Genomic DNA, 20,639 nt, shown 5'->3' on the forward strand with positions numbered 1-20,639 from the left:
TAACTGTCGATCTCAGAGGACGAGGAGCGGGATCTGCAGTTCGCGTTCCGTCGTCGAGCCGTGGTGGCCGATCAGCGCCAGCGCCGAGGCGGACTCCACGTCCGAATCGACGACGGCGAATCCGTCGGAGCAGATGACGACGAAGTCCCCGATCCGCGGGTTCACGTGTGCGGCGACGGGACCGAAGTATCCGCGGGCGATGGCCTGGGACTTCGGGATGATCAGCGCCCGGTCGCCGAGCGTCTCTGACCACGCGGATTCGACGTCGGCCTCGGCGCCGGGCTCGGCATAGAGATGCAGAGCTCGCGGTTCCCCTCCGACGTGGCGCAGCCCGGACTTGAGATCGGGAGCCGAGGCGAGGTCGAGGCGTCGGTCATGATCGATGTCAACCATGCCGTGGTCGGCGGTCACGAGCATCGTCGCATCGTGGGGCAGGTCCGCGGCGAGCCGGGACAGGGCGAGGTCGACGCGTTCGAGCTCTTCGGTCCAGGCCGCCGAATCCGAACCGTGCACATGACCGGTCTTATCCAGGTTTCCCCAATAGAGGTAGACGAGTCGCCGGCCCGGAGCCTTCGCTTCGGCGAGGGCCTGCGCGCAGCGATCCTCCAGTGTCTTCGAATCCCGGAACCGGCCACCGCGCAGAGACGCGCGATTGAGCCCGCGTCCGGCGAACTTCTTCTCACCGAGGCTGACCACATCGACACCGACGTCGGTGAGTCGTTCGAACAGGGTGGCATCAGGGACCCAGGCGACGGGGTCGACGTCGAGGTTCCAGGTCAGCTGGTTGAATACCGCGTCCTTCTCCGGGTCGAGGACGCGATAGCCGACGACCCCGTGGGCACCGGGCAGCCGGCCCGTGGCCAAGGAGGACAGGGAGTTCGCGGTGGTCGAAGGGAACCCGGCCGACAGAGTCCGGCGGGCCTCTGCCTGCGACCGGAAGAACGGAGTGTATCCGCTGAAGCGGCGCAGCTGCTGCTCACCGAGGCCGTCGATGAGCACGACGATCGTGGTCCGTGAGTCCCGGTCGAGCCCGAGGGCCCGAGCCCGCTCACGCGCCTCGGCGTCGAAGATGCCCCCGGCGCCGAGGCTGAGCGCGGCGGCGGGCACGATGTCGGAGAGGATGGGCCCCGAATAGTCCGGTGGGCCCAAGAGACCGTTGCCTGCGGGTGTCTGCGCGGCCGCGTCGCCCATCAGCGGCGTGACCGCAGCCGGGCGTGGAAGACCGCGGCGCGCAGCTTGCCGGCGAATTCGGTGATCCGGTCGACGGCGGCCTGGCCTTCGGCTTGGGCGGAGACTCGGAGCATGACATCCTCGGCGAACATCGATCCGCCGTAGCCGTGGTCGCCCATGCAGTCGGGATCCCCGCACGTCTCGGGGAAGGCTTCGATCCGCTTCGACGCTCCCCAGGACAGGGTGAGGGAGACCTCGACGGGTTTGTCGCCGGGTTTGTAGGCGGCCGGATCGGCGAAGGTGCGGCCGACCATCACGGTGCCGAGCCGGTCGAGGTCGATGTCCTCGCTGCTCGTGACCGCCCGCGGTTTGGACCCGGGTTCGGCGTTCGGATCGTCATCGACGTGGGCCAGCAGCAGCCGGGTCTCGGTGAGGACGAAAGCGGTGACGTGACGGTGGATGGATTCGATGTCGACATGGGTGTCGATGTGGACGAAGTGGGCCAGTACCGGTTCGTCGAAGAGGGAGTCGGCGAGTATGCCTTGGGTCAGCTGAGGATAGTAGCCGGCCGACTGCAGATCGTGAACGAGAACCTCGGGTAATGCCATGCCCACTATTGTGCCCCACTCCCCTGACACTTCCCAGCGCCCCCGACACTTCCGAGGACGGTCGGCCACAAACGTGAGCAGACGCATATGCTGGGAACATGGAAAACTATCCTGCCGGGTGGGAAGCCGATGTCGTCCTCCGCGACGGCGGCACCGCCCATCTGCGTCCGATCACTCCCGCTGATGCCGATGCCCTGTCCCGGATGCATGAGGCCCAGTCGCCGGAGTCCGTGTATCTGCGCTTCTTCGCCCCGCTGCCGCGGCTGCCGCAGCGCGACCTCGACCGGTTCGTCAACGTCGACCATCACGATCGTGTCGCTCTGATCATGCTCATCGGCGATGACATCATCGGCGTGGGCCGGTTCGACAAGATCTCCGACACCGACGCCGAGGTGGCCTTCAACATCGCCGACGCCCACCAGGGACGCGGCATCGGCTCGATCCTCCTCGAGCACCTCGCCGCGGCCGCGCGTGAGGCGGGGATCCAGAGGTTCACCGCCGAGGTGCTGCCTCAGAACCGCTCGATGCTTCAGGTCTTCCAGGCCGCCGGCTACGAGGTCTCCCGCGGCTTCGACGACGGCGTCGTGGCCGTGAACTTCGACATCGACCCGACGGCGCGTTCGATCGAGGTCCAGGCCTCCCGCGAACACAGGGCCGAGGCCCTGAGCGTGCGCACGGTCCTCCACCCCACCTCGGTGGTGGTCATCGGCGCCAGCCGGAAGCGCAACTCCACCGGTCATCTGCTCATCCGCAACATCACGGCCGCAAAATTCGCCGGCGACCTCTGGGTCGTCCATCCCGAGGCCGATCAGATCGCCGGAGTCCAGGCCTACCCGAGCCTGGAGAATCTGCCCGGCAAGGCCGACCTCGCCGTCATCGCCGTTCCGGCCGATTCCGTCACCGAGGTGGTCAAGGACTGTGCCGTGCACGGGGTCAAGGCCGTGCTCGTCATCTCCTCCGGCTTCGCCGAAACCGGCCCCGAGGGCGCCGAGCTGCAGCGGCGGATGGTCGCGACCTCGCGCGCCTACGGCATGCGGGTGGTCGGGCCGAACTCCTTCGGCCTGGTCAATGAGGCCGAAGACATCTCCCTCAATGCCTCGCTCGCACCGTTCCTGCCCGCTTCGGGCACACTCGGACTGTTCAGCCAGTCGGGGGCCTTGGGCACCGCGCTGCTGGCGGCGGCGAAGAACCGCGGCCTGGGCATCTCCACCTTCGTGTCCGCAGGCAACCGGGCCGACCTGTCGGGCAACGACCTGCTCCAGTACTGGGAGGAGGACCCGGCCACGCAGACCGTCGGCCTCTATCTCGAATCGATCGGCAATCCGCGCAAGTTCTCGCGCATCGCCCGCCGGGTCTCGCGCGTCAAACCGGTCATCGTCATCAAGTCCGACCTCACTGGGCGAGAGCTGCCGCCCGGGCATATCGTGCGCACCTCCTCCCTGGCCCCGAACACGCTCGATCAGGTGCTCGAACAGGCGGGCGTGATCCGCGCCGACACCGTCCACCGCCTCTTCGACCTCGCTCAGGTCTTCTCCTCGCAGAAGCTGCCCGCCGGCCGCCGGGTCGGTGTGATCGGCAACTCCGCGGCGATGGGCACGCTGATCATGCAACGGGCCCGATCCGAGGGTCTGCGCGTCGACACGGACCCGGTCTCCCTGCACCCGGAGGTCGATACGCAGACCTTCCGCGCAGAACTCGATGCGATGTACGACCGCGACGACGTCGATTCGGTCATCGTCACGTTCACCCCGTCGGCGGGGGCCGAGGAAGCGGAGATCGCCGCGCTGCTGTCCGAATCGGCTGCGAGGTCGGGCAAGACCACGGTCGCGTGCTTCCTCGGCATCCAGGGCGTCCACGACGAACTCACCACTTTCCTCACCGATGACGAGGGCAACCGCGTCTCCCACACCGTGCCCAGCTACATCGGTCCCGAGGACGCGGTGTGGGCGCTGGCCCGGGCGACGGACTATGCCCGCTGGCGGGCCGCCGATCACGGCACGTACGTCGAACTCGATGACATCGATGACAAGAAGGTGCGTTCGATCATCGACTCGGCGCTCGACGGCGCCAAGCCGGGCGCTCCGGTACGGCTCGAACGCGATGACACCCGCGCCCTGCTCAACGCCTACGGCATCGAGGTGCTGCCCTATATTGCGGCGTCCTCGGTCGAAGAGGGGCTCGCCGCGGCGGAGACCATCGGCTATCCCGTTGCCCTCAAGGCGGTGACGAAGATGCTGCGGCACCGGATGGAGCTCGGCGGTGTGCGGTTGAACATCGACTCTCCGGAAGAGCTCGCCGAGGATTTCGCCGCCGTCCAGGACACCATCCGTCAGCTCACCGATGAGGACGAACCGCTCGTCGACGTGCAGGCGATGGCCCCACACGGTGTGCCCTGCGTGATCCGAGCCGGAGAGGACCCGCTGCTCGGTCCGTTGCTGGCCTTCTCTCTGGCCGGCGACTCCACGGAGCTCCTCGGAGACGTCGAGCACCGGGTCGCCCCGATCACGGACAAAGAGGCCGAGGACATGATCCGCTCGATCAAGTCCTCCCCACGCCTGTTCGGCTACCGGGGCCTGCCGCCGATGAACATCGAACCTCTGCGCACGGTGATCGAGAGGCTCTCGGTGCTGGTGGAGAATCACCCGCAGATCCTCGAGCTCGTCATCCACCCCGTGGTCGCCACGGAAACCGAGTCCCACGTGCTCAGCGCCCACGTCGATCTGCTGCCGGATCCCACCCGCATCGACGGGACTCGACGGCTCCTCAGCTGAGCCCGAAACGGCGGCGAAAACTGAACGCGGAATCTGCGCCGGCCCGAGACCGGCTCCGAATTTTGGGAACCGACTCTCAGATTGGCGAGTCCTATACCAATTCGCAGACTTGACGGGTAGTGTCTGTATCCATTCGACACGAATAGTTATGAATTCGTGTTTTCCATGAGTGGCCGCTCCGGCGGCCACCATCTGTGGTCAGCATCCTGACCATTCACCGTCCACGGCACCGGCGACCTGCGGATGTCCCACGAGAGCGAGGCCTCACAGTCATGATTTCGCGCAGAGACGTCGTCACCGACTCCGCGATCGCCGTAGTCGCCGAACAAGGTGTCCGCGGACTCACCCACCGAGCAGTCGACGCATTGGCAGAGCTGCCGGTCGGATCGACCTCGAATGTCTACCGCACCCGGGACGCCCTGATCACCGGAATCATGGAACGCATCGGGGAACTGAACTCCCAGCAGCTCGAACGCATTCCCGAGCTGATGCGCTCTCCGGACGCCGATCCGATCGAGGTCGCCATCGATTTCTGCATGAACTGGCTGACCACCGACCGCAACCGCTTCTACACGATGATGATGCTCAGCCTCGATCCGGCGCTGCCGCCGGAGGCCGTGATCGCCAAGGAGAAGAACCTCCGCGCGATCCAGGACTTCATCATGCGCTTCGCGGGAATCGACGCCGAATACGCGCGGCGGGTCAACAGCTCGGTCGCGGGCATGATGCTCAGCGAACTCGTTGCCGGAACCGCTGAACGCTCCCACGTCGAGGCCTACCTCAAGGACTTCTTCGTCTGGCTTCGCTCAACGCGCGAAGAAGCCTGAACTTCCGACACGAAACCTCCGGGAACTCCCGATTGAACCGGAGAACGCAAATCGAACGCTAGAATCGACAGGTGCACGCCCACGCTGAGGCACGGCTTCGGAGCGGGCAGGCGTCCGAATCGAACAGTTCGTGTGTCAAAGGAGTTCCATGCCCGAAGGCAGAGTCATCGATGTCGACGTCTCCTCAGAGATGGAGAGCTCGTACCTCGAGTATGCGTATTCGGTCATCTACTCACGCGCACTGCCTGATGCTCGTGACGGCCTCAAACCCGTGCAGCGTCGCATCGTCTACCAGATGGGCGATATGGGGCTGCGCCCGGAGCGCGGTCATGTGAAGTCCTCCCGCATCGTCGGCGATGTCATGGGCAAGCTCCACCCCCACGGCGATTCGGCGATCTATGACGCACTGGTGCGTCTGAGCCAGAGCTTCATCATGCGGGTGCCGCTGGTCGACGGGCACGGCAACTTCGGCTCCCTCGACGACGGTCCCGCCGCACCCCGCTACACCGAGGCCCGCCTGACCACAGCGTCGATGCAGATGATCGCCGGTCTCGACGAGGACGTCGTCGACTTCGTTCCGAACTACGACAACACGCTCACCCAGCCCGAAGTGCTGCCGAGCGCCTTCCCGAACCTGCTCATCAACGGGGCTTCGGGCATCGCCGTGGGCATGGCCACGAACATGGCCCCGCACAACCCCGGAGAGGTCATCGCCGCCTGTGCGCACCTCATCCGCAACCCAGAGGCCGGTCTGGCCGAGCTCATGCGCTTCATCCCCGGACCCGACCTGCCCACCGGAGGTCGGATCATCGGCCTCGACGGTGTGCGTGAGGCCTACGAGACGGGACGCGGCACCTTCCGGACCCGCGCCACCGTCTCGATCGAGAACATCAGCGCCCGCCGCAAGGGCATCGTCGTCACCGAACTGCCCTACCTCGTCGGCCCGGAGAAGGTGGTCTCGAAGGTCAAGGATGCCGTCGGTGCGAAGAAGCTGACGGGAATCGCTTCGATCGACGACTATTCCGATCGCAAGAACGGCATGCGTCTGGTCATCGGGATCAAGAACGGCTTCAACCCCGAGGCGGTGCTGGCCGAGCTCTACCGGCAGACTCCGCTCGAGGAGTCCTTCGGCATCAACAACGTCTGCCTCGTCGAAGGCCAGCCCTCGACGCTGGGGCTGCGGCAGCTGCTCACGGTCTACCTCAGCCACCGCATCGACGTCGTCCGTCGGCGCACGGTCTTCCAGCTGCGCAAGGCCAAGGACCGGCTCCACCTCGTTGAGGGTCTGCTCATCGCGATCCTCGACATCGACGAGGTCATCCAACTCATCCGCTCCTCCGATGATGCGGCCACGGCACGCACCCGGCTCATGGACGTCTTCGAGCTCTCCGAGCTGCAGGCGACCTACATCCTCGACCTGCAGCTGCGCCGGCTCACGAAGTTCTCCCGCCTCGAGCTCGAAGCCGAGCGGGACGAGCTGAAGAAGCGCATCGACTACCTCGAGTCGCTGCTGGCCGATGAGGCCAAGCTGCGCGAACTCGTCGCCACCGAGCTCGAAGCGACCGCTGAGATCATCGGGACGCCGCGGCGGACCGTCCTCATCGAGGGGTCGATGAAGGAGCTCACCGCCAAGGGCAGGAAGGCGCCGACGAACCTCAAGATCGCCGATTCCCCCTGCCGGGTGCTGCTGTCGACTTCCGGACGCATCGCGCGCACCTCGGATGCCGCACCCCTGGCGCGGGAGGGCCGACGCTCGAGCCATGATGCGCTGACCTCGGAGATCGTGACCACAACCCAGGGCAAAGTCGGTGCGGTGACCACGGCCGGACGCCTGCATATGGTCGATGTCGTCGACCTTCCGGCACTGCCTCCGGCCGCCGCGCGACCGAATGTCGCCGGTGGTGTGAAGATCGCCGAGTATGCGGCCCTGGAGAAGAACGAGAAGATCCTCGGGCTCATCGACCTCGATCGCGAGTTCGTCGTCGGCATCGCCCAGGGCGTGGTCAAGCGCGTGTCGGTGGCCGGACGACCGAACAAGAACGAGTGGGAGACGATCACTCTCAAGGGCAAGGACACCGTCGTCGGCGTCGCCCAGCCGGAGGACATCGATGATTCCCTGGCCGTGTTCGTGACCTCGAACGCTCAGCTGCTCGCCTTCGACGCCTCCGGGCTGCGGGCCCAGGGATGGAATGCTTCGGGCGTGGCCGGGATCAAGGTCGCAGCCGACGCCCGGGTGGTGTTCTTCGGGATGACGCCGAAGGCCGCGAAGACCGATGAAGACGGAGCCGCGGACGCCGAACTCGGCAGCTTCGCCGTCGTCACCATCGCCAGCGGAGAGAACTTCTACGGCGCCCCGTCCTCATCGATCAAGGTCAGTGAGTTCTCCGAGTTCCCGACGAAGGGCCGGGCCACCTCGGGTGTGCGGGCGCACAAGTTCCTCAAGGGAGAGACCGAGCTGTCTCTGGCATGGGTCGGGGATTCGCCGCAGGCCGCAGCCTCGGACGGCGGTGCTCGCACGTTGCCCGCGGAACTGTCGCGGCGTGACGGCACGGGATCCCCGTTGGAGTCGAAGATCGACGTCATCGGCACTCTGCCCCGCCTCGGTGGGGCCGAGAGCATCGACCATTCCGCAGCAGACGCGGCGGAGGACGCCGAGACCGGTGGCCAGGCGACGACCGATACTGCAGAATCGACCGCCGAGGCGAGTTCCGGTTCTGCCCCGCGCGCCGGGAAGGCGAAGCCCGCAGGCAAGAAGTCCGGGGGCAAGAAGCCTGCGGGCAGGGGACAGCGTGGTCAGCAGGGATTGGCGACGAGTTTCGATGGGCTCGAACTCGATCTCGATGATGCGAAGGACGAGATCGCCCGGGCGAAGTTCGATGACGAGGACGCCGTCATCGTCTCCCACGACGATGAGGACGATGACGGCTCAGCACTGTTCTGAGTCCGTCGAACATCTCGGGGCGCTCAGCCCTCTCCCTCGTCGTCGAGATCGAGGCGCATCCGCGTCGCGGTGCCGCGCTTCATCTCACCGATCGAGGTCTCCCCGAGACCGTGGAGCGAGATCGAATCACGCGGTTCGTAGACATAGTCGTCGGAGGCCGAGAGCACCCGCGCCGTCTCTTCGTCGGTGAAGATCGTGCCGGGATCGGCGACGGCCGTCAGCCGTGCCGCGAGGTTGACGCTGGAACCGAAGATGTCGCCGAGGCGGGAGAGCACACGTCCCCAGACGAACCCGACCCGCGCCTGCGGCAGGTCTTCGGCCGCGGTGACCCGTTCCATGAGCGTCATCGCGATCTCGGCTCCGGCCAGCGGCGTCGAGGCGGCGAAGAACACCTCATCCCCGACGGTCTTGATGACGCGGCCGCCGCCGGTGGCGACGATGTTGTAGGCCATGCCCTGGAACTCCTGGACCATGTTCGCCAGCTGCCGCGGTTCCATCTTCTGCGAGAGACGGGTGAAGGAGACGAGGTCGATGAATCCGACGGCCCTGGCCAAGGGCATCGATGAGTCGTACCAGCCCTGACGGTTGTCCATGGCCAGCCCGTCGGAGACGTTGACGTTGAGTCGCCCCATGACATCGGCGAGGTTGCGTCGCCATGAATAGGTGAGCATCTTCTGCAGAGGGTCGATCATGTCCTCGACGACCTGCAGGGCATCACGTCGGGCTTCCGGATCGGTCAGTCCCTTCTCCTCGGTGAGGAACTCGACGAGCGTCTCCATCTGCCAGACGACGAGACGGTCCGTGGTCTGTCCGATCGCACGCGCCAGCGACAGCGCAGTGGTCTGGTCGATGAGGCCGTCGGCGACGGGCTTCGCCCAGATCCGCAGCGCATGAGCATCACTGACGGTGTAGGCCTTGTCCGATTCGTTCGCCTGAGACATGCCCAGCGCGCGCCACATCTTGCGTGCCGATACCGTCGAGATCCCGCCGAGCTTCGCGGCCTCACGCCGGTCGAGGACGCGTTTGCCGTCGAGCAGGATCTCTTCGAGGCGTTCAGCCGCCGTCCGCGTCTCATAGATCGTGTCATCGAAGTCCGGAGCGTCGGCATCGACGTTGACCGATGCGCTCCCGTCGTCGTCCTCGACGGTCGGCATCGCCGAGGTCCGCGGGTCCTCCCGCAGTCCGCTGAAGAAGTCCTCCTCGTCGTCGGCCCGCGTGTTCGTCTCGCCTGCGCCCCGGCCTGCGGAGTCGCTTGCGTCGGTGGTCTCGATTCCGCGGACCAGATCGTCATCGCCGTATTCGATCCCCGGCACCGAGGCGGCTGCTGCACTGCCCTGCGGCCCCGAGTCGTCGGCCGAGTGAGTCGGCGGTCGGTCTTCGGTGATGACGGGAATCGAGTTCGGTTCGAACGGGGCTCCCGCCTCGCTGGCGGAATCGCTGGCGGAATCGGTGGCGGAATCGGCCTCGGCGCGGGTGCCGGATCGGTTCCCACTCTCGGTCGACGACGCAGGGGCTTCGTCCACCGGCACATCGGGGTCGGACTCTCCGGACTCGGCGGCACGGGGCTCTGCACTGGTCGAGTCGCTCGCGCCCGCTGCCGCCTCGTCGACATCAGCTTCCATGTCGGAAGGGCTCGCTGCGCGGTCCTCCGCCTGCCCTCCGGTGTTCTGCGACTGTGAGACTTCGTCCCGGCTGTCGGCGGCCCCGACTTCTGCGGTGCCGAGCTTTTCGGGGTCGACGATGTCGAAGCCGGCCGTGAAATCGGAGACCGCCATCACCGCTCGCCTTCGGTCGGAGCCGTCGGCGGTGCGACGGGACGCAGGTGGTGGACGTCGCCGGCGCTGACGGACACGCGGTCGTCGATGATGAGGTCAGCGTCGGAGTCGAGGCCGGTGGCGATGCCGATGAGGTCCGAGCCGTCGGGTTTCTCCACTCGGACTCGCGTCCCGAGCGTCACCATGTGCTCACGTACTCTCTGCGCCGCAGTGCTGGAACGGAAATCCGTCTCGCCATACTCAGCCAGCTCTCTCAAACAGGGAATCAAGGTGCTCAGAATTGAGACTAGCAACGCTTCATGATCAATTTCTGAACCGTGTCTGCCGGTTTCTATGGCGATCGAGCTCGCATCGGCACGCGGCAGGTCTGCCGGTTCCAATCGCGTGTTCAGCCCGATCCCCAGCACGATCTGCGGACCGCTGGCCAGGGGTTCGATGCGGGCGAGGATCCCGCACAGCTTCTTCCCTTCGGCGGTGAGCACATCATTGGGCCATTTGATGACGGCGGGCACCCCCACCTCGGCGACGGCAGAGCGCACGGCCTCTCCTGCGATGAGCGCAATCCAGCCCCAGCGGGTGAATCCGGCCGGGGGCGTGAGGAGGATCGACCAAGTCAGCGAGCGACGGGCAGGCACAGTCCAGGTGCGCCCGAGTCGACCATGCCCGGAGTTCTGGAAATCGGTGCCGCGGATGGTGAACTCGGCCAAGGGGGTGCCGTTCGCTGCGTTCTCGCGAACCAGCCGAGCGAGGTCGTCATTCGTCGACGGACAGTCATCGTCCCAGATCAGAGGCGGAAGCGAGAACCCACGGTCCGCCGCTGCGCGGAGCACGGAGTCGGCGTCGACGAGAAGAGGAAGGTGTTGGCTGTTCACCAGTCCACTCTAGATTCTTTTGGTGAGAGTGCACAATGATCGCCTCTTCCATCGTTATTGTGGAGGCATGACGGATACCCCACGGACTACAGCCGAACGCATCGACGCTTTCATCCAGCGCCGGGACGCGGCTCACACCGGCAACCAGCGCTCGGTGGACAATCAGCACAAGCGCGGCAAGCAGACCGCCCGTGAACGCATCGACGCTCTCCTCGATGACGATTCCTTCCAGGAGATCGACGAATTCGCCCGCCACCACAACCACCAGTTCGGGATGGAGAACAATCGTCCCGACGGTGACGGTGTGGTCTGCGGCCTGGGCACGATCGAAGGCAAGACCGTCGCGGTCTTCGCTCACGACTTCACGGTCCTCGGCGGGTCGCTCGCCGAAGCGAACGGACGCAAGATCGTCAAGGTGCAGAAGCTTGCGCTCAAGCTCGGCTGCCCGATCATCGGCATCAACGACTCCGGCGGCGCCCGTATCCAGGAAGGCGTCGGCTCGATCGCCCTCTTCGCCGAGATCTTCCGCCTCAACGTCGCCTCCTCCGGCGTCATCCCGCAGATCTCGCTGATCATGGGGCCCTCGGCCGGCGGTGCGGTCTACTCCCCCGCGCTCACCGACGTGACGATCATGGTCGATCAGATCAGCCACATGTACATCACCGGCCCCGACGTCATCAAGACCGTCACCGGTGAGTCGGTCGGCCACGAAGAGCTCGGCGGCGGCCGGACGAACAACACGGTCTCGGGCAATGCCCACTACCTCGCCAGCGATGAGGACGACGCACTCAACTATGTGCGCGATCTGCTCTCCTTCCTGCCGCAGAACAACCTCGATCCGGCCGATGCCGACGAGTTCGAATCCGATCTCACGCTCACGGCCGAAGACGAGGCGCTGGATACGCTGATGCCGGATTCTCCGTCGCAGCCCTACGACATCCTCGACGTCGTCACCGCTGTCCTCGACGACGGCGAGTTCCTGCAGGTCTCCGAACTCTTCGCTCCCAACGTCGTCACCGGCTTCGGCCGAGTCGAAGGGGTCAGTGTCGCCGTCATCGCCAACCAGCCGATGCAGCTGGCCGGAACCCTCGACATCGACGCTTCGGAGAAGGCCGCTCGCTTCGTGCGCCTGGCCGACGCTTTCAACATCCCGATCCTCACCTTCGTCGATGTGCCCGGGTTCCTGCCCGGAACCGACCAGGAGTACGGCGGCATCATCCGTCGGGGCGCGAAGCTCATCTACGCCTACGGTGAGGCCACGGTCCCGCTCGTCACGCTCATCACCCGCAAGGCCTACGGCGGTGCCTACTGCGTGATGGGTTCGAAACAGCTCGGTGCCGACATCAACCTCGCCTGGCCGAGCGCGCAGATCGCCGTGATGGGCGCCCAGGGTGCGGCGAACATCGTCTACCGACGCAAGCTCAAGGCCGTCGAAGAGGCCGGTGAGGACGTCGAGGCCGCACGCGCTGAACTCATCCAGGACTACGAGGATGCGCTGCTCAACCCGTACCTCGCCGCCGAAGAGGGGTACATCGACGCCGTCATCAAACCCAGCGAAACCCGCAACCGGATCGTGCGCTCCCTGCGGGCGCTGAAGAACAAGCATGTCGACGCCCCCGCGCGCAAGCACGGTAACATCCCACTATGAGCGAGGATGCACACACCGATTCCGCAGCCGTGCCCGAAGCGGACCACACCGCCGGGGCGAGCACTTCAACCGAAGCGGACCCCGCAGCTGGAGTGACCACCTCCATCGAAGCGGACCACACCGCCGAGGCGGTGGCGGAGTCTCCGGAGACGCTGCGGGTGCCCTCGGTCGAGAGTCGATCACGGGTGCATGCCGATGACGGAGAGCCGATCAGCGATGAGATGGCCAGCGCCGCGGCCGTAGCCGCCGTCGTCGCAATCCGCCAGGTGGCGACCGCCTACGCCGCGCAGCAGGCCGAAGCCGCAGCCGAATCCGAGACCCGCAAGGGCGACCTGGCAGGCTTCCGGGCTCCCCGCCGGAATGTGCGCAGACGTCTCCCCCAGACCTGGACCCAGAAACTGGGACGCTGACCTCTCGGCAGAACACGACTCGCCGCAGGAGCTCGCTGAGGGCGCCGACAGATCGACTGTCGGTGCCCTCAGTGTCTCCGCCGGCACCGCATCTCGGAACGAGCCTCGCCGAAAGGACCGCTGCGCGTCGAGCGGACCGGTTGCAACTGGTCCGCTCGACGCGCAGCGGTCCTTTCGGTGCCGCCGGTCGGCCAGGGCCGACACTCCGCGACTATCGCAGGCGGTACTGTTCCTTAGCCGGATCCGCGCCGGTCTCAGGTGCCACCCGGGTCGTGCCGGGCTCAGTCCCCAGCGCACCGGTGTCGGGTGCTACCCGGATCGTGCCGGTCTCGGCCCCGGGTGCGGGACGGGACTGCTCCTCGACCGAGATCGTGCTCAGTCGCTGCTGGCCCTGCGGCTCGGAGTCCCCACGTGCGGCTCCGCCCATGTCCTCTCCGTAGACGGCCTCACCGCGAGCGACCATCCCGGCGACATCGGAGAGTTTGAGCTGCGGGAGGAACCAGGCGAGGACGAAGGCGAGGAGGAAGACCGGAACCATGTACCAGAACGACGGCGCCAGCGCATCGGCATAGGCGTTGACGACGAGGTCGTGGATCGGACCGGGCAGGCTCGCCACCGACTCGGGCGTCAGCGAATCCGTCGTGGGAGCGCCCGCCGCGGCATTGGCCGCATCCGCCGGCAGGCCTGCCATCGCCTCGGCGATCTTGTCCGAGAGTCGGGAGGTGAAGATCGATCCGAACAGTGCCGTGCCGACCGACGCACCGATCTCCCGGAAGTAGTTGTTCGTCGAGGTGGCCGTGCCGACCATCGCCGGGGCGACGGAGTTCTGGATGATGAGGACGATGATCTGCATGACCAAGCCGAGTCCGAAGCCCATGGTGAAGATCATCGTGCCGACGAGGACCATCGAAGTGTCCGCGGTCATCGTCGTCATCCACGCGAGCCCGGCCCCGGCGATGAGGGTGCCCAGCAGCGGGTAGATCTTGTACTTGCCCGTCTTCGACACGATGATGCCCGAGACGATCGAGGTGAGCATGACGCCGGCCATCATCGGCAGCATGAGCAGCCCGGACCCGGTGACATCGGTGCCCGCAGCCATCTGCATGAACGTGGGCAGGAACGCCATCGCGGAGAACATCCCCAGGCCCAGCAGCAGACCGATCGTCGTGGAGAGCACGAAGGTCGGGTTCTTGAACAGCCGGATCGGGATGATCGGGTTCGACACCTTGGATTCGACGATGACGAAGATCACCGCGGCCACGATGGTGCCGATGATGAGGCCGATGATCGTCGGTGAGTCCCAGTCATAGTCGTGGCCGCCCCAGCTGGTGACGAGGATGAGCTGCGAGGTCGCGGCGATCATGAACACGATGCCGAGGACGTCGACCTTCTGGTCGGAGCGGTGGCTGGGCAGGCGCAGAGCGAAGAGTGCGATGAGGAAGGCGATGATGCCGATGGGCACATTGATCCAGAAGCACCAGCGCCAGTCCAAGTGCTGGGTGAAGAATCCGCCGAGCACCGGCCCGAGGACGCTGGAGATCGCGAACAGGCCGCCGAGCGGGCCCATGTACTTTCCGCGTTCGCTGGCGGGGATGATGTCGGCGATGATCGCCTGGGAGAGGATCATCAGTCCGCCGCCGCCCAGGCCCTGGAATCCGCGCCAGGCGATGAGCTCCCAGAAGGACTGGGACATGCCGGAGCCGAAGGAGCCGACGACGAAGATCGCGATGGCGACGAGGAAGATGATCTTGCGTCCCCACATGTCGCCGAACTTGCCGTAGAGCGGCATGACGATGGTCATCGCGAGCAGATAGATGGTGACCAGCCAGGCCTGATGTTCGACACCGTCGAGTTCGCCGACGATGGTCGGCATCGCTGTGGACACGATCGTCTGGTCGAGGGTGGCCAGGAACATCGCAGCCATGAGGGCTGCGAAGATGAGGACGATCGTCTTCTTCGTGAGGACGATCGGGGACTTCTCGGCCGGCTGCACGTTCGTGCTCATTCTTCGTCCTCCTTGAAGATCTCACGCAGTTCATCGAAGAGCCGGTCGACCACCGGGCCCGGATCCCCTTCGAGTCGGCGCATCCGCGTGAAGGTCGCCTTGAGCGCCATCATCGCCAGGGCGGCGACGGCTTCGGCTCTCACCGAGACGTCCTGGTCCTCGGTCTCCGAACAGGAGAAGATCTCGTCGGTGCCCGTGGATTCCGACGCCGAGGCGGTGCCGGGCCGGCCGTCGAGGCGACGTTGGATGATCCGTCGGAAGAGACGTTCGTTGTTGCCCATCCGCGCCATCTGCAGCTGCAGCAGCGAGGGGTCCTGTTTGAACATGAGATGGTACTGGTGCATCTCTTCGCGTTTGCTCATCCGAGTGGCGACGATGAAGGACAGCAGGTGTTCGAGATCGGCGACGAGACGGCCGTGGGGTCCGCCGGCTTCGAATTCCTCGATCGCCGGTTGGTCCTCTTCGTCGAACACGGTGTCGGCGCGACCGAGCAGGGCCTCTTCCTTCGACGAGTAGTAGTTGAAAAAGGTGCGCCGGGAGACTCCGCAGCGTTCGCAGATGTCTTCGACGGTGACGTTGTGATAGCCCTTTTCCAGGGCCAGATCGATCGCGGCACGGCGCAGGGCCTGGCCGCGTTCGCGCTTCTTGCGTTCACGCAGCCCTTCGGACGGTGCCGCTTCCTCTTTGTCGGAACTGAAACTCATGATCCCAGTATTGCACTCAGTGCATTTTTGCCTCAAGTGCAACTAACGTGTTCTGAGGCACATTCCCATCGCTCCCGCAGCGAACCGGATTCAGTGCCCCGTCGACGAACGGGGTCGCCGCCGATTCCGGTCGGGCCATTCGGTCATCGAGTCGAGCCTCGGGGACGGGCCGAAACCGTCAGCGGATGAGCTGCACGGTCGACATGCGCATCAGTAGCCGAGCTTCGCGTTGGCCAGCACAGGGACCGTCTCGGCGGCGGAGTCCGCGGCACTGAGGTCGAGGTCGACGATCTCGAGGCGTTCGGCGCCGTCGAGGGAGACCAGCACCTTGCCCAAGGGGTCGGACACGAGGCTGTGCCCGACACCGGTCGGCCCCTTCTTCGGCACCTCGACTCCGGTGACTTCGGGATCGGCCTGGCCGAGGGCGGCGATGAACATATTCGAGTCCAAGGCCCTGGCCCGGGCGAGGATCTCCCACTGTTCGACCTTGCGCGGACCGGCGCCCCAGGAAGCGGCGACAAGCGCGAGGCGGGCACCGCGTCGGCTGAGTTCGGCGAAGAGTTTGGGGAAGCGGATGTCATAGCACAGGGCCAGCCCGATGTCTTCGCCGTCGATGTCGATGACGACCGGCTCCTCTCCGGCCTCGACGGTGTCCGACTCCTTGAAGCCGAAGGCGTCGTAGAGATGGATCTTCGCGTAGCCACGGCGTTCGCCGCTCGGTGCGTACACGGCCAGCAGATTGATGACCTTGTCCGCGGCCGTGGCGAATTCGCCGACGATGACGGTGATGCCGGAATCGACGGCGAGTTCCTGCAGCGCTGTCCGCCAGGTTTCGGAGTTCTCCTCGGCGATGGCGCGCAATCCCGACCCGAAGGCCGACATCGTGGCTTCGGGGAAGACGATGAACCGGGCGCCCGCAACGGCTGCCTCATGCGCATAGGTGCGAACCTTCTCGAGGTTGTCGGACACCGAGGTGGTCGAGTTGATCTGAGCGAGAGCGAACTTCATTCTCATCCTCCGGAAACGGGCGTGCGAAGGAGGGTGCGCCCTCCCTGCGGTTCACTCTCAGGCTATCTCGTCCCTCGCTCCGGCGGAACCGTGCGGAGCTCACCTGGCTGCCGACGCAGCCCGGAACGGGGACCCGGTGGCGACATGCGCCTGTCAGGCGAGGAATTCCCGGCCCGGTCGACCGCCTCGGCGACGTCCGTGGACCCACACGTAGACGACGATGGCCGCGACGACGAGTCCCGCGCAGACGAGGAACATGCCATTGCCTCCGGTCAGCGGATAGAGGAAACCGAGGACCACCGGGCCGATGCCCGAGCCCGCGTCGAGGAGGAGGAAGAACGACGCGGTGGCCACGGGGACCCTGCTCATCGGCACGGATTTGACCGTGATCGCCTGCATGCACGGCATGAGCGAACCGAAGCCGAATCCGATGAGCACACCGGCGAGGACGATTCCCGGCATCGTCGGCCACAGGGCCAGGAGGAGATTGCCGGCGATATCGCAGATGAAGACGGGGAAGATCACCGCATTGTCGCCGAAGGCGTCCTGCATCCGGCCGACGAACAGGCGGGCGACCAGTGAGGCCGCAGCGAAGGCGACGAAGAACAGCGAAGCCGCCGCAGCGACTCCGTGTTCGGCCGCGTACCCGGCGAGGAAGACGAGCGCCGCGGCGTACGCGGTTCCGGCCAGCAGCATCACCGAACCGATGCGCAGACCGTCCCGGTCGACGAGCGTGCCGAGGGTGAGCTGCCATTTCGTCCGGCGCTGATAGTCGCTGAGCTCCTGGACCGGCAGGCGGATGAGCACACAGGAGATGAGAGCGAACACGGACATGATCGCCGAGGCGATGAAGAGCATCGCGAAGTCGAATTCGCGGGGGATGATCACCCCCAGGTACGGACCGAGTGCCGTCGACAGAGTCGTCGCGGTCCCGAAGTACCCGGTCCCCTCACCTCGCCGAGAGGCGGGGATGATGCTCTGGATGGCGGTCATGATCGCGGTGTTCCCGGCTCCGAAGGCGATGCCGTGCACAATCCGGAGGACGAGCAGGAGTGTGAGACCGTCGGCGGCCATATACGCCAGCGAGGCGAGGACCGAGACCGCCATGGTGATGATGAGCAGAGTGCGACGGCCGATGAAGTCGAGATACTTGCCCGTGAGCACACGGGCGACCACGGCACCGAGGACGAACGATGAGGACGCGAAGCCGGCGGCAGCCTCCCCGGCGGAGAACCGGGCGACGGCGTATCCGGCCATGGACGTCATGAGCAGGTAGAACACCATCGACATCGACAGATTGAGACCGATCCCGACGATGAAGTCCTTCGTCCACAGCTTCGCTCGTGCCACGGGAGTTCGGCCTCTCTTTCTGCTGTGCGTCGGGACCTTAGATACACTAGCGGGTTCGAGAGCACGACTGTGCTCGGGTCCACCGCGGATGTGACTCAGCTCGCGATAGGGTGGAGGACATGACCCAGAAGAGAACCCCTTCCGCCGTCGACGCGGTCGCCGAAGCCTACGTCGATGACATGCTCGCCCTCTCCCCGTCCCTGGCCCTCTACCTCGGGCTCGACGGCAAGCAGGGACTCGATGACTTCTCCCCCGCCGGGCTCGCCGCGCTCAACGATGTCACCGTCGCGACCCTGGCCCGACTCGATGAGGCCGCGGCCGGATCCGAGCTCGACGAGGTCGATCTCGTGACCATCGATGCCATGCGAGATCGCCTTGGTGTCGACCGGGACTGCTACGAAGCAGGACTCAAGCACTCCAGCCTCAACGTCATCGAATCCCCACTCCAGCAGGTCCGCGACGTCTTCGACCTCATGCCCACCGACACCGTCGCCGACTGGCAGACCATCGCGACCACGCTGGCCGCGGTGCCCTCCTCCCTCGCCGGCTATCAGGAGTCGCTGGTGATGGCACGCGAGGACGGTCAGGTCGCCGCTCGGATACAGATCGAGAAGGTCATCGAACAGGCTCGTGCCCTCGCTGAGCCCGGCAGCAGCTTCGACCGCCTCGCCACCGGCGCAGGCGATGTCCCCGAGACTCTGCATGGGGAGCTGAAGTCCCACGCCGAGGCGGCCCGCGAAGCCGCCGCCGGTCTTGCCGACTTCCTCGGTGAGCAGCTGCTGCCCGCCGGCGGAGAGAATGAAGCCTGCGGACGCGAAGCCTATGCGCTGCACTCCCGGGACTTCCTCGGCGCCGAAGTCGACTTCGACGAGACCTACGCCTGGGGGCTCGAAGAGCTCGCCCGCATCGATGCCGAACAGCGCGAGATCGCCGCGAAGATCCTGCCCGGCGCAGACCTGTTCGAGGTCATGGAGGAGCTGAACAGAGATCCCGACCGCACCCTGAAGGGCGCCGATGCTCTGCGCGAGTGGATGCAGGGGGTGGCCGACGAAGCGATCACCGCACTCGGCAAGTCCCATTTCGACATTCCCGAACCCGTGCGCACGATCGAATGCATGATCGCACCGTCAGCCACCGGCGGCATCTACTACACGGGCCCGACCGATGACTTCTCCCGACCCGGCCGCATGTGGTGGTCGGTGCCCGAAGGCGTCACGGAGTTCGCCACCTGGCAGGAGAAGACGACCGTCTATCACGAAGGTGTGCCCGGACATCACCTGCAGGTCGGCCAGGCCACGTACGTCTCTGACACCCTCAACCGCTGGCGCAGGCTCATGTGCTGGGTGTCCGGTCACGGTGAGGGCTGGGCACTGTACGCGGAGAAGCTCATGGCCGATCTCGGTTTCCTCGACGATCCCGGCGACTATCTCGGCATGCTCGATTCGCAGCGTCTGCGGGCGGCTCGCGTCGTTCTCGACATCGGCTTCCATCTCGGCCTCGAGGCCCCTTCCAGCCTCGGCGGGGGAATCTGGAACCGAGAGAAGGCCTGGCAGTTCCTCACCGACAATGTCGCCATGGACCGGTCCTTCCTCGCCTTCGAACTCGACCGCTACCTCGGTTGGCCCGGTCAGGCTCCGAGCTATAAGATCGGTCAGCGGCTGTGGGAGCAGTACCGGGACGAGGCGAAAACCGCCGCCGGTGCCGACTTCGACCTCAAGGACTTCCACACTCGTGCGCTGGGTCTCGGTTCGGTCGGCCTCGACGCTCTCGGCCGTGCGATGAAGCGCACGCAGTGAGAAGAGGTGAGATGACGTCTGCTGAAACTCCGCGTTCGGAGACCGTGCGGGTCACCGAGGTGCTGCGCAATGAGATCATCGACGGCGACCGGGCACCGGGTGAGAAGCTCGTCGAACGCAATCTCGCGACCGAGCTCGGTGTCTCACGCGTACCGATCCGAGAGGCGCTGAAGAAGCTCGCCTCCGAAGGGCTCGTGACGAATCGGCCGAACACGTGGTCGACGGTCCGGGAGTTCTCCCCCAGCGACATCGCCGACCTCAACGAGGTGCGCACGGTATTCGACGTGCTCTCCTTCGAGCTCGCCGCCCAGAGGCACACTCGCCAGGGTCTGGCACGGCTCGAGGCGACGATGCTCAAAGGCCGTGAGCTCTCGGACGCCGGCGACGTCGTCGGAGCCCACCGGTGCGCCGCGGAATTCCATGCCATCGTCGTCGAACTCTCCGGCAATGAGCTGCTGGCAGAGATCGGCACCCTGCTCGATTCGCGGATGCGCTGGCAGCTGAGCCAGCATGACGACCTGGACGTCGTGGCCACCGAGCATGCTGAACTCTTCGACGCAATCGCCCGTCGGGATCAGGAGCTCGCTGGCGCGCTGGCGGCCCGCCACCTGGGCACGAGCCAGGAGCAGCACGACAAGAAGTCGAAACGGCTGGCCCAGGCCGGCCACTCAGCTGACGGTTCTCCGGCCGATCCCTCCGCCGCACCGCAGGAGTCGGACCCGACCGACTGAGCGGCCGAGGTCAGTCAGGAGAC

The 20,639-nt window shown here is 65.8% G+C and carries 15 protein-coding genes; 7 read left to right on the forward strand and 8 right to left on the reverse strand.

Translation table 11 applies throughout. The features are described 5' to 3' along the window. Positions 1-12: 12 nt before the first annotated feature. Together ACPUD7_RS06970 and ACPUD7_RS06975 are read right to left on the reverse strand one after the other, a co-directional pair. Positions 13-1,191 (reverse strand): alkaline phosphatase family protein, encoded by a 1,179-nt coding sequence (locus ACPUD7_RS06970; protein ID WP_135538104.1) that lies wholly within the window; start codon positions 1,189-1,191, stop codon positions 13-15. Continuing rightward, positions 1,191-1,778, reverse strand: a complete 588-nt coding sequence (locus tag ACPUD7_RS06975; protein ID WP_135538102.1) for a DUF5998 family protein — start codon at positions 1,776-1,778, stop codon at positions 1,191-1,193. The genes ACPUD7_RS06970 and ACPUD7_RS06975 overlap by 1 nt, the downstream gene beginning before the upstream one ends. 98 nt (positions 1,779-1,876) lie before the next feature. On the opposite strand from ACPUD7_RS06975, the gene ACPUD7_RS06980 reads away from it, so the two are divergent. From ACPUD7_RS06980 to ACPUD7_RS06990, 3 genes are all read left to right on the forward strand, one after another. Then, positions 1,877-4,549: a bifunctional GNAT family N-acetyltransferase/acetate--CoA ligase family protein gene (locus ACPUD7_RS06980; RefSeq protein ID WP_135538100.1), complete on the forward strand. Its 2,673-nt coding sequence runs from the start codon at positions 1,877-1,879 to the stop codon at positions 4,547-4,549. 272 nt (positions 4,550-4,821) lie between these two features. Beyond that, positions 4,822-5,376 (forward strand): TetR/AcrR family transcriptional regulator, encoded by a 555-nt coding sequence (locus tag ACPUD7_RS06985; protein WP_135538098.1) that lies wholly within the window; start codon positions 4,822-4,824, stop codon positions 5,374-5,376. Positions 5,377-5,524: 148 nt separating this feature from the next. Next, positions 5,525-8,317, forward strand: a complete 2,793-nt coding sequence (locus ACPUD7_RS06990; RefSeq protein WP_425119476.1) for a DNA gyrase/topoisomerase IV subunit A — start codon at positions 5,525-5,527, stop codon at positions 8,315-8,317. A gap of 23 nt (positions 8,318-8,340) precedes the next feature. On the opposite strand, the gene ACPUD7_RS06995 is transcribed toward ACPUD7_RS06990, so the two are convergent. Further along, on the reverse strand, positions 8,341-10,092 hold the full coding sequence (locus tag ACPUD7_RS06995; RefSeq protein ID WP_240689605.1) for an adenylate/guanylate cyclase domain-containing protein: 1,752 nt from the start codon (positions 10,090-10,092) through the stop codon (positions 8,341-8,343). Beyond that, a complete protein-coding gene (locus tag ACPUD7_RS07000; RefSeq protein WP_135538094.1) occupies positions 10,092-10,964 on the reverse strand; it encodes a biotin--[acetyl-CoA-carboxylase] ligase in 873 nt (290 codons plus the stop codon). Before ACPUD7_RS07000 ends, ACPUD7_RS06995 begins: the two co-directional genes overlap by 1 nt. 67 nt (positions 10,965-11,031) lie before the next feature. Here ACPUD7_RS07000 and ACPUD7_RS07005 point away from each other — a divergent pair, with 67 nt between their 5' ends. Together ACPUD7_RS07005 and ACPUD7_RS07010 are read left to right on the forward strand one after the other, a co-directional pair. After that, a complete protein-coding gene (locus ACPUD7_RS07005) occupies positions 11,032-12,612 on the forward strand; it encodes an acyl-CoA carboxylase subunit beta (RefSeq protein WP_135538092.1) in 1,581 nt (526 codons plus the stop codon). Continuing rightward, complete coding sequence (locus ACPUD7_RS07010) at positions 12,609-13,022, forward strand: hypothetical protein (RefSeq protein ID WP_240689604.1); 414 nt, start codon at positions 12,609-12,611, stop codon at positions 13,020-13,022. Before ACPUD7_RS07005 ends, ACPUD7_RS07010 begins: the two co-directional genes overlap by 4 nt. 211 nt (positions 13,023-13,233) lie before the next feature. Here the strand turns inward: ACPUD7_RS07010 and ACPUD7_RS07015 are convergent, their stop codons facing one another. The 4 genes from ACPUD7_RS07015 to ACPUD7_RS07030 all read right to left on the reverse strand — a co-directional run bounded on the left by ACPUD7_RS07015 (position 13,234) and on the right by ACPUD7_RS07030 (position 18,089). Then, positions 13,234-15,027 (reverse strand): MDR family MFS transporter, encoded by a 1,794-nt coding sequence (locus ACPUD7_RS07015; RefSeq protein WP_425119477.1) that lies wholly within the window; start codon positions 15,025-15,027, stop codon positions 13,234-13,236. Then, positions 15,024-15,731: a TetR/AcrR family transcriptional regulator gene (locus tag ACPUD7_RS07020; RefSeq protein ID WP_425119478.1), complete on the reverse strand. Its 708-nt coding sequence runs from the start codon at positions 15,729-15,731 to the stop codon at positions 15,024-15,026. The genes ACPUD7_RS07015 and ACPUD7_RS07020 overlap by 4 nt, the downstream gene beginning before the upstream one ends. A 210-nt stretch (positions 15,732-15,941) precedes the next feature. Then, positions 15,942-16,739, reverse strand: a complete 798-nt coding sequence (locus ACPUD7_RS07025) for a carbon-nitrogen hydrolase family protein (protein WP_425119479.1) — start codon at positions 16,737-16,739, stop codon at positions 15,942-15,944. Positions 16,740-16,892: 153 nt separating this feature from the next. Next, a complete protein-coding gene (locus tag ACPUD7_RS07030) occupies positions 16,893-18,089 on the reverse strand; it encodes an MFS transporter (protein ID WP_135538084.1) in 1,197 nt (398 codons plus the stop codon). Between the two features lie 119 nt (positions 18,090-18,208). Between ACPUD7_RS07030 and ACPUD7_RS07035 the strand changes: the two genes are divergently transcribed. Both ACPUD7_RS07035 and ACPUD7_RS07040 read left to right on the forward strand, forming a co-directional pair. After that, the gene (locus tag ACPUD7_RS07035; protein WP_425119480.1) at positions 18,209-19,885 is read left to right on the forward strand and encodes a DUF885 domain-containing protein; all 1,677 of its coding nucleotides are present in this window, start codon (positions 18,209-18,211) and stop codon (positions 19,883-19,885) included. A gap of 11 nt (positions 19,886-19,896) precedes the next feature. Beyond that, positions 19,897-20,616: a GntR family transcriptional regulator gene (locus ACPUD7_RS07040; RefSeq protein WP_425119481.1), complete on the forward strand. Its 720-nt coding sequence runs from the start codon at positions 19,897-19,899 to the stop codon at positions 20,614-20,616. The last annotated feature ends 23 nt before the right edge of the window (positions 20,617-20,639 follow it).

This window comes from Brevibacterium sp. FAM 24630 (assembly GCF_049804075.1).
In the GTDB taxonomy this organism is placed as follows: domain Bacteria; phylum Actinomycetota; class Actinomycetes; order Actinomycetales; family Brevibacteriaceae; genus Brevibacterium.